This window comes from Planobispora rosea (genome assembly GCF_014648175.1).
In the GTDB taxonomy this organism is placed as follows: Bacteria; Actinomycetota; Actinomycetes; order Streptosporangiales; family Streptosporangiaceae; genus Planobispora; species Planobispora rosea.
In genome coordinates, this window is record NZ_BMQP01000091.1 from 1 (window position 1) to 8,693 (window position 8,693).

At 69.6% G+C, this 8,693-nt stretch carries 9 protein-coding genes and 1 pseudogene; 3 read left to right on the forward strand and 7 right to left on the reverse strand.

Annotation, left to right across the window (positions count from 1 at the left end; all coding sequences use genetic code 11):
- Nucleotides 1–73: 73 nt before the first annotated feature.
- On the forward strand, nucleotides 74–2,413 hold the full coding sequence (locus tag IEZ08_RS38495) for a hypothetical protein (RefSeq protein WP_189244195.1): 2,340 nt from the start codon (nucleotides 74–76) through the stop codon (nucleotides 2,411–2,413).
- Nucleotides 2,414–2,760: 347 nt separating this feature from the next.
- Here IEZ08_RS38495 and IEZ08_RS38500 read toward each other — a convergent pair whose 3' ends face one another.
- Entirely contained in the window at nucleotides 2,761–2,964 is a 204-nt protein-coding gene (locus IEZ08_RS38500) for a hypothetical protein (protein WP_189244201.1), read from the reverse strand.
- 82 nt (nucleotides 2,965–3,046) lie between these two features.
- Here IEZ08_RS38500 and IEZ08_RS38505 point away from each other — a divergent pair, with 82 nt between their 5' ends.
- On the forward strand, nucleotides 3,047–3,469 hold the full coding sequence (locus IEZ08_RS38505; RefSeq protein ID WP_189244196.1) for a hypothetical protein: 423 nt from the start codon (nucleotides 3,047–3,049) through the stop codon (nucleotides 3,467–3,469).
- Between the two features lie 75 nt (nucleotides 3,470–3,544).
- Here IEZ08_RS38505 and IEZ08_RS38510 read toward each other — a convergent pair.
- The 6 genes and pseudogenes from IEZ08_RS38510 to IEZ08_RS38535 all read right to left on the reverse strand — a co-directional run.
- Nucleotides 3,545–3,831 (reverse strand): annotated as a pseudogene (locus IEZ08_RS38510) (NUDIX hydrolase); the annotation flags it as partial.
- Nucleotides 3,832–3,845: 14 nt separating this feature from the next.
- Nucleotides 3,846–3,989 carry a hypothetical protein gene (locus IEZ08_RS38515; protein ID WP_189244197.1) on the reverse strand — a complete coding sequence of 48 codons (144 nt, stop codon included), beginning with the start codon at nucleotides 3,987–3,989 and terminating at the stop codon, nucleotides 3,846–3,848.
- Nucleotides 3,962–4,180, reverse strand: a complete 219-nt coding sequence (locus IEZ08_RS38520; protein ID WP_189244198.1) for a hypothetical protein — start codon at nucleotides 4,178–4,180, stop codon at nucleotides 3,962–3,964. Before IEZ08_RS38520 ends, IEZ08_RS38515 begins: the two co-directional genes overlap by 28 nt.
- Nucleotides 4,181–4,335: 155 nt before the next feature.
- Nucleotides 4,336–5,694: an IS256 family transposase gene (locus tag IEZ08_RS38525; RefSeq protein ID WP_189244199.1), complete on the reverse strand. Its 1,359-nt coding sequence runs from the start codon at nucleotides 5,692–5,694 to the stop codon at nucleotides 4,336–4,338.
- Between the two features lie 253 nt (nucleotides 5,695–5,947).
- Nucleotides 5,948–6,502 (reverse strand): hypothetical protein, encoded by a 555-nt coding sequence (locus IEZ08_RS38530; protein ID WP_068923115.1) that lies wholly within the window; start codon nucleotides 6,500–6,502, stop codon nucleotides 5,948–5,950.
- A 229-nt stretch (nucleotides 6,503–6,731) separates the two neighbouring features.
- Nucleotides 6,732–8,255 carry a flavin monoamine oxidase family protein gene (locus IEZ08_RS38535; protein ID WP_068923114.1) on the reverse strand — a complete coding sequence of 508 codons (1,524 nt, stop codon included), beginning with the start codon at nucleotides 8,253–8,255 and terminating at the stop codon, nucleotides 6,732–6,734.
- Nucleotides 8,256–8,327: 72 nt separating this feature from the next.
- Here IEZ08_RS38535 and IEZ08_RS38540 point away from each other — a divergent pair.
- On the forward strand, nucleotides 8,328–8,693 hold a 366-nt coding region (locus IEZ08_RS38540), incomplete at its 3' end, for a TetR/AcrR family transcriptional regulator (protein WP_189244200.1).

Here is an 8,693-nt window from a genome sequence, read left to right on the forward strand (position 1 = left end):
TATCTGGGTGGGTCAAGGTTCGCCCGGAACAGACGGGTCACGATCGAGTCGGAATTGACAGCTCACCGCCGCGATGGCTTTGACCACCCTGCTGGCGGCCCTGGCGGCGCCCGCTGGCGCGGCGGCACTACGACCGCCCGCCGTCTCCTCCCCGCAGTTGCTCATCACAGAGGACTTCGATGAACCCTTCACCACGACGGCTCCCGGCTTCGGCGTCAACCGCTGGCCCGGCCCGGATGGCCGCCTCCCCAGCTACGAGGCATCTTCCGGCCCCGGAGCCTCCGGCGGAGCCCAACGATTTCGGATCGTCTCACGTTCGACCGGCGCCGGCGCCCACCTGTATCGCGCCTGGCCCTTTGAGCGGGGCACGGCCTACCGGGTGACCCTGGCCATCCGCGCCTCCCGTGCCACCCGGGTCCAGCTGCTGCTGCGCCGCGACGGCGAGCGGGCCTTCGACGTGGCCGCCGCAACGACGGCACAGGTGAGCACGGACTGGGCGCAGGTGACGCTCCAGGGCACCTACAGCTGGGCCGATCCCGGCTCGTTCCGGGTCGCGCCGCTGGAGGATGACGTCGATGTCTTCATCGACCGCTTCGCCCTGTCGTCGGTGACCGACGCCGATGCGCGCTCGCCCCTGCACATTCCCCCGAGCATGGACCCCAGCATCGAAACCAGCGACACCGCCGTCGACTTCGAAGGCTCCTACCACACCGGCCAGCGCTTGGCGCCGGGCTGGAACCTCAACGACGCCGCATCCGATCTGGCCGATGTCGAGGCGGGAGCCGCCACCGCGCCGGGTTACCACGACCCGGACGGCGAGGGCGCCGCCGCGCAGCGATTGCTGATCAAACCCGGTTCACGGGCCGCGCTGTATTACGACCCGCGGCGCTTCGGCTGCCCGCGCGGGCACACCTACCGCATCTCCGCGCAGATGCGCACCGATGCCGGGCAGCGGGCCGACGCGCGGCTGGGAGTCCGCCGCGACATCCGCAACGCCTTCACCTACCTGGCCGAGCAGAGCGTGACCCTGACCGGCCAGTGGCAGAAAGTACAGTTCCAGGTGGCCTGCGCGCAGGCTCCCGGAATCCCGGTGAGCCTCCGGCTGACCGCGCTGAGCGCCGGGCGCAACATCTACCTCGACGACATGGTGATCTCTGAGATCCACGGCAACCCATGGGCACCGGCGGGCGACGGCGCCGTCTCCGACAACCTGTTCGGCATCCACACCCAGAAAATCGACGCCGCCTCCTGGCAGTGGCCGCCGCTGGGCCAGCATGTGGTGCGCCTGTGGGACAGCGGGACGCAGTGGTTTCGGCTCGAGCCCGCACAAGACGGCTGGGACTGGAGCAACGGCAAGGTCGGCAAACGGCTGGAGGTGACCTACGTCAAGAAACTCATCGACATCCGGGACCGGCTCGATCCCAAACTTAAGATCATATATGTTCTGGGCCAGACGCCCGCCTGGGCCCGGCCGCCGGGGACGACAGGCCCGCAGTCCCCACCGGAGAGTGACGACGACTGGCGCGACTACGTGCGCACCCTCGCGCAGCGATACGCCGGCAAGATCACCGTCTGGGAGCTGTGGAACGAATTCGACTACAGCCTGTTCTACACCGGCGACGCCAAACGCCTCACCCGGCTGGCGGAGATCGCCCAGCAGGAACTCAAAGCGGCCTACCCCGGCAACATCCTGCTCAGCCCCAGCATCACCGTCAACGGCATCGACTCTCTCCACCGGTTCCTGGCCGCCGGCGGCAAAGACCACATCGACGGCGTGGCCTTCCACTGGTATTTCGCCACGGATCCGGAAAACGCCGGCGTCATCGACAACATCCGCAACCTCATGGACCGCCACGGCATCGGTCACCTGAAGGTGTGGAACACCGAAGGCGGCATGCAAAGCTGCGTCGGCGGCGGCCCGTGCCTGAACGGCACCAACGCCGTGTGCCTCAAGCAGGGGCCCTGCACCGTCGAGCTGTGCAGGACGCCGGGCGGCTGCCGGCCGATCACCGACGCCGAGCGTCGCTCGGCCGTCGCCCGCGCCCTGTTCGTCATGGCCGGCCGCGGCATCGAGAACTTCAATTTCTACATGCTGGAGGAGGCCTACGACGCCCGGCTGATGAAGGACGGCAAGCCGAGCTTGGAAGGTGAGGGCTACCAGGCTGCGGCCGACTGGCTGTCCGGGGCGCGCATCACCGCCTCCTACGTGATCGCTGAAGACGTCTACGTCTTCCGTCTCGCGCGCGGCAGGCAGCGCTACTCGGTGCTGTGGACCACCGGCCCACCGGAACGGGTCGAACTCCCGCCCGGCTGGAACCCGCGCACGGTGACGACGCTGAGCGGGCGCAAGACCGCCGTAGCCGATGACCGGCAGATCGACATCGGCCTGGAACCGGTACGCATCGACTCCTGAACGGGGGCAGGGCTCCCACGCCACGCCAGCGCGATACCGGCACCGGTGATCAGGTGGTGCCTGCTGACGGCCCGTACTCGATCAACCGGGTACGGGCCGGCCCGCACCCTTCGCCACGACGTCATATCCGGGTCGTAGCGATGGAGGCTTTGATGTCCCCGGATCCGTCCAACCACACGCCCTTGTCGGTGCTGGCGTGCGGGATCGGCACATCGGGTGAGGCGAGAGCAGAAGACGAAAGTGCCCATCAGCAACCAGCGGATCATCGATCATCCCTTTCTCAAGGCCATGTACCAGGACGACCACTATCCCGAGAGCAATAGTCAAGATCTGCGGATCATGAGTTCCTAGGCGGCTGTAGGGACGGGTGATTCTGAGGGGCGTTCGACGAGTTTGCCGTCGATGAAGGTGGCTCCGGCGCGGACCAGGGCAACCAGGTGGGCGCCGTTGACCGCGCGCCAGGACGCACGCTCGCTGGCGATCGGACCCACGCGCCGCAGAGGGTCGAGCCAGGGATACCGTGTGCCGCCGGGAACGTGAAGGGCGCTCATGAGGGCTACCGTACGGCAGCGCGATCAAGAAGGACTCAGTCGATGTACGGTGCCCCCCGACCGGTCCGCGAAGGAGGAACGCATGGATGAGGAAGGACTCCTCCACCGGTACGGCCTGCACCCAGACGGGCGCGCCCTCGACGAGATACGTGAACTGCTGACCGCCCAGGCCGCCGGGGAACGCCGGGAGCAGGGGGCGGGTGATACCGAGTTGATGAGGCTCTGCTGCGTCCAGTTGTTCAACGTCGGGGCGCTCAACGACGTCTTGCTCATCTGGCAGGCCAAGACGGCGAGCATGGACGCCGATTGCTCGATCGACATCCAGCTTCTGTGCGGAGCGGGGCTGGCGGAGACGAAGACGTTCCTCGCCGGCCATCCTTCGAAGGAGGCGAAGGCAGCCTTGGACCGGTTGCTCATGTGTGAGGCCGCCGAGGACTTCGACGGGTTCTCCACTGCGGAGTACTCAGCGATCTACACGAACTACTACGCCGATGACGGAGACTGACGCGCGGACCGCTGTGCCGGCGACAGCAGTCCTCCCACGGGACCGAACGATTCGCAGCCGCACCCAGGCAGCGGTTCACCCGATGTACGGCGCCGCCCGGCCGGCCAGGTAGCGGCCGATCCGCAGGCGCATCGACCGGTCCATCGTCAGTGCCTCGACCTCCTGGCGCGGCACCCATCGCACTTCGCGGGACTCGTCGCTCGGCGTCGGCTCGCCTTCGACGGCGCGGCCCGTGAGCACGATGGAGAACTCCTGGCGGGCCTCGCCGGTGGAGGTGTAGAGGTGACGTGCTTGGGGTCGGTGTCGGTGCCGACGATGCCGGTGATCTCGCACCGGACGCCGGCCTCCTCCAGCCTCTCCCGGGGCCCAGACCCGCTCAGACCATCTGGTCCGGCTCCACAGTGAAACCGAGATCCGGCGGGCCCAGCCAGTCCAGCCGGACCGACGCGAACCGTACTCGCGCTTCCAGCTCCGACTGCGCCTTATACACGCTCAGCAGGAGCGCCTGCAGCGAGTCCACGCCGAATGCCGCCCTGGCTCCTCGCCCAGGCCCAGGATCTGGTAGAGACAGCACCAGTCGCCGTGCTCGCTCAGCTCGTCGAGACGCGGCCGACCGAACCTGGCCGTCACCGCAAGGTGCGCCCCATCGGCCGTCACGGCCTCGACCTGCCGCTCGGCCACGACTCCACCAATCTCATACATCATGTCCATGTCCCTCAGTCTGCAAGCTGCCGGCCTAATCGGCTGAACCGTTCACGACCCGCGCCAGGTGAGATGTCTGATCCGGGGAAAGGCCAGGCCCGTTTTCGAGGTTGCGTCCTCGGAGCGGTGTAAAAGCTCGACGAGGTAGATGCCGTGGGCTGATCTTAGGCGGCTGCCGTTTCGGGTGTCGAGTCGGTCGCCGGGACGGTTGTCGGGCGGAGTCGGCTGGGCGGGGCCAGCAGGGCCCGGCGCAGGTCGTGCAGGGTGCGCAGTCCCTTGGAGGTCATGGTGAAGCCGCGCCAGCCGCGGGCGGCCCGGTCCAGCACCGCCCACACCAGGCTGACGCAGGAGGTCTCGCCGGGGAAGCGGCCGATGACCTTGACCCGGCGGCGGGTCTCGCCGAAGGTCCGCTCGATGAAGTTGGAGTGGCGGATGCGCTTGTGGTGCTCGATCGGGAAGCGCAGGTAGGTCGTCAGCGAGGCGCGATCGGCCAGCAGGCTCTTGACCGCCGCCGGGTAGCGCGTGCTCCAGGCCTCGGCGAAGGCGTCGATGCGGGCCTGGACGCAGGCGACCAGTGCTGGGCCCGGCTCGATCTCCTGATCGCCCTGCTGCAGGCCGCTGGTGTCGAAGATGTCCCAGAAGGCGGCCTTGACCTCGGCCTGGTCGCCGGCGCTGACCTTCGATAGTACGTTGCGGCATTTGTGGATCACGCAGCGCTGACGCAGGGAGGCGGGGAAGACCTGCTCGGCGGCGGTGATGAGGCCGGGTGCGCCGTCGGAGACGACCAGCAGCGGCGGGCGCAGCCCGCGTGCGGTCAGGTCGGTCAGGAAGTCGTGCCAGGCGTCGGTGGATTCGGCGGCGGCCGGGGCCAGGCCGACGAAGATGGGCTTGCCGTCGATGGTGATGCCCCAGGCGGCCAGGACCGGCTCGGCGCGCTGTCCGTCGTGCATCTTGAAGCGTGAGGCGTCCAGGAAGAGATAGTCCAGCTCGATGCAGGACAGGTCGCGTCGGCACCAGGTGTCGTACTCGGTGACGATGGCCTGGCAGATGGCCGCCACCGTTGACTTCGACAGCGCCGCCTCCGGGCCGAGCGCATCAGCCAGGGCGCCCTCGACGTCGCGCACCGACAGGCCGCGCACGAACGAGGCGATGACCAGTGTCTCCAGCGCGTGGGTGCGCGTCACCCCGGTGCCGAACAAGCGGGAGGCGAACGCCTCGGTGGTGCCGCGCAGCTTCGGGCGGGCGATGGTGACCGGGCCGGTGGTGGTCTTGATGGTGGTGGGGCAGTGGCCGTTGCGGTGGCCGGGCCGTACGGCCTGCTCACCATCGGCGACGGCGGTGGCGCGCTGGTAGCGGGCGCGGCCGAGGAAGGCGTCCACCTCGGCCTCCACAGCGGTCTGGATGATCAGGCGAGCACCGAGCCGGGCGACGTCCTCGATGACCTCGACCAGGTCGCGGCCTTCGGTGAACAGGGCGTCGATCTCGGCGCGGATGGCTTGGACGGGCGGTAGTGTGCGTGCCACGAGCGTAGGTCCTTGCGTAGTGCGAACTTTGGTCGGTTCAGCACGGCAACCTACGCTCGTTCTCTTTTACACCGCATCTCGGACGCGACCGTTTTCGACGATCATCCCGCCAGCGGTCAAACCGGATCGCCGGCCGGGTCTGCCAGCGGCTCTTCATCCGTGCGGACGAGACCGTGCCCGCTTCCCGCGAACGCCGGTCAAGAACCCCACGGCGAGGGGCCGCGCGCCGGCGCGCGGCCCCTCCGTCCCGTTGTCAGGCGCGCGAGAGGTACCACGAGCCGATGCCGTCGCACCCTCTCCAGTCGAAGTCGGAGGTGCGGTAGCCAGGCGGGACGGGCGAGCCCCCGCAGATCCGCAGGCCGTCCCTGGCGCGTTGCTGGTACCAGGAGCCGAGGCCGCTGCAGGCGCTGCGGTCGTGGCGGGTAGTGACATATCCGGACACGATCACCGTTCCTCCGCAGGTCCAGATGCCGTCACGGACGCGCTGGTGGTACCAGGAGCCGATCCCGCGGCAGCCGTTGCGGTCATGGTTGGTGATGACGTATCCGGACACGACCGGGGAGCCCGCGCAGGCCCAGATGCCGTCGCGGACGGGCTGGTGGTACCAGGCACCGCGCATACCGCAACCATTGGAGTTGTAGTCGGTGATGACGTATCCGGACGGGATGGGCTCTCCGCCGCACACCCAGCCTTCCATCGTGGACGTCGAATCCGCCGCGGCGGGGGCGGTCGCGCCCGCCAGGACGGCGACCGCCGCCAGCGCGACCACTCCCGCCAGCGCGGCACCTCTGGCGCGGACGGCCGCCATCGCCGTACGGCTCCACGGCCAGCGAAGCCGACTTTCCGGGGCGGATTCTCGTAACCTGTTCACGCGCAAGGAGAACCTCTTCTCATGAAATGAGGCACGACTGCGGGCCATGCCTTTTGCCTTCCCGGTCACGCGGTCGCGCGAGCGGGCTTGCCGGCCGCCAGCTCTTTTTGCGCCGGAGACGGCGGGCGGACAGATGGGGCCGGGAGGGGCGGGCGGACAGATGAGGTCAGCTCTGCAATTTCAGCTCCACCGACGGGACCCCCAGCAGGCGCTTGGCCTCTCGGATGCCGGAGGTGAAGGCGCCGTCGGCGTGGCCGAAGCGGACCGGGCAGGTGGCCTCGCCGGCGAACAGCACGCGGCCGGCCAGCGGGGCCGCCAGCGCCTCGATCGCGGTGGTGCCGGCGCCGGGGGTGATGTGGGTGTAGGCGCCGCGGGCGAACGGGTCGCCCCGCCAGCCGGTGACGGCCCAGGCCGCCGGAGCCGGCAGCCGGGCGCCGGTCGCGGTGGCCAGTACGTCTTGGGCGCGGTGCAGTACCTCCTGCTCGGTCAGGGCTGACAGTGCCCGCCCGGCCGGGCCTGCGGCCAGCGCGACCAGAGTGGGCGCCCCGGCCGGGCCGGTGGCGTCGATCCAGGCGCGCAGCGGGGTGTTCGCGTGCCGGATGAGGAACCCGGTGGCGGTCTCGTCCCAGTGGCGGGAGTCGTAGCGCAGCACCACTTTTTCGAAGTCGCCGAAACCGAGGGCGGCGACGGCCCGCGCCTTCGGTTCGGGCAGGGCCGGCTGGAAGCCGATCATTCCGGCTTTGAGGACGCCGAGGGGGACGGTGATGAGCACGTGCGAGCCGCGCTCGGTGCGGCCGTCGGCCGTCTCGACGGTGACGCCGGAGCCGTCGGTTCGGACCGCCTGCACGACCGCGCCCGTCCGGATGGCCGCATCAGGTGTGAGTGCCGTGATCAGGCGGCGGTATCCGCCGCCGGGGACGTCGTCGCCGCCGCCGTAGGGCTCGGGGACCTCCAGCACCGCGGCCGACAGATCGGCGGCCGGGGCGGCGAGTTCGGTCTCGACGGCCGTCCGGAGGATGAAGCGCATCCACTCACGGCGGCCGGGGTCGGTTTCGGTGGCGCAGTAGGCGTCGATGAGGACACCGAGCGTCGTCTCCCGCCCGCTCCCCGCGGCGCTTCCTGAGGCGGCGGGAGCGCCGGAGGGCGGGGTGCGGGCGGTGGATTTTGCTGCGGCGTCTTCGAAGCCGGCCGCGCTGCGGATCAGACTCGACCGGAGCGAGCTGCGCACCCGCACGCCTCCCTCGCCCACCAGCGCGACCCCGGCGATCAGGTCGTCCAGGGCGTAGGGCAGCCGCGGGATGCCCGCCCGCTCGCACAGCCGGGTCAGCGGGTTGCCCCGGGGGTCGTGGATCCACGCGGCGCCCAGGTCGATGTCGCTCCCGCCGATCTCAGCGGTGCGGATCCGCCCGCCCAGGCGATCTCTGGCCTCCAGGACCAGTACCTCCACCCCGGCCGAGGCCAGGGCGTTGGCCGCGGCCAGACCGGCCAATCCCGCCCCGATCACGATGACGCGGGTGACGTCGCCCGCGACGCCGCCCGGCGCGGGACCGCCGTCGCGACCGACCTCCCATCTGCCCCCGGCGGAGCGCCTGACTGACGAGGCACCGGCCCGGTATCCCAGGGCGGTCCCGGCGGCGGCAACAGACAGCCCGGCCATCCCGGCCAGCAGCTGTTTCCCACTCAGACGCATGCTGTTTCTCATCATCCCTGGTAAATTGCGTTGTACGGTGAACAACAGCGAATCTATTGTACGGTGGACAACATGGTCAAGGAAATGGCCGGAGACCGCGCCCGCCAAGCGGCCGGACCGGAGCGCGAGCCGCTGTCGCGGGAGCTGATCCTGCGGCGGGCCCTGGAAATGATCGACGAAGCCGGCGTGGAGGCCCTGAGCATCCGGCGCCTGGCCGCCGACCTCGGCGTGTTCCCCACCGCGCTGTACTACTACCTGCCCACCCGCAACGCAGTGCTACGCGGCGTCGTGGAGACCGTCCTGGAGGAGATGGACCTCACCCGCACCCGCACCGGCACCTGGCGGGACCGGATCCGGGCACTGTGCCAGGCCCTGCGACAGGTCGCCCACGCCCATCCACGACTGTTTCCCTACCTGGCCTCCTATCCCGAAAGCACC

Excerpts from the sequence above, each read along its gene's own strand:
- IEZ08_RS38495 (WP_189244195.1), top strand. The coding sequence starts at position 74 with ATGGCTTTGACCACCCTGCTGGCGGCCCTGGCGGCGCCCGCTGGCGCG.
- IEZ08_RS38500 (WP_189244201.1), bottom strand. The coding sequence starts at position 2,964 with ATGAGCGCCCTTCACGTTCCCGGCGGCACACGGTATCCCTGGCTCGAC.
- IEZ08_RS38505 (WP_189244196.1), top strand. The coding sequence starts at position 3,047 with ATGGATGAGGAAGGACTCCTCCACCGGTACGGCCTGCACCCAGACGGG.
- IEZ08_RS38520 (WP_189244198.1), bottom strand. The coding sequence starts at position 4,180 with ATGGACATGATGTATGAGATTGGTGGAGTCGTGGCCGAGCGGCAGGTC.
- IEZ08_RS38530 (WP_068923115.1), bottom strand. The coding sequence starts at position 6,502 with ATGGCGGCCGTCCGCGCCAGAGGTGCCGCGCTGGCGGGAGTGGTCGCG.
- IEZ08_RS38535 (WP_068923114.1), bottom strand. The coding sequence starts at position 8,255 with ATGCGTCTGAGTGGGAAACAGCTGCTGGCCGGGATGGCCGGGCTGTCT.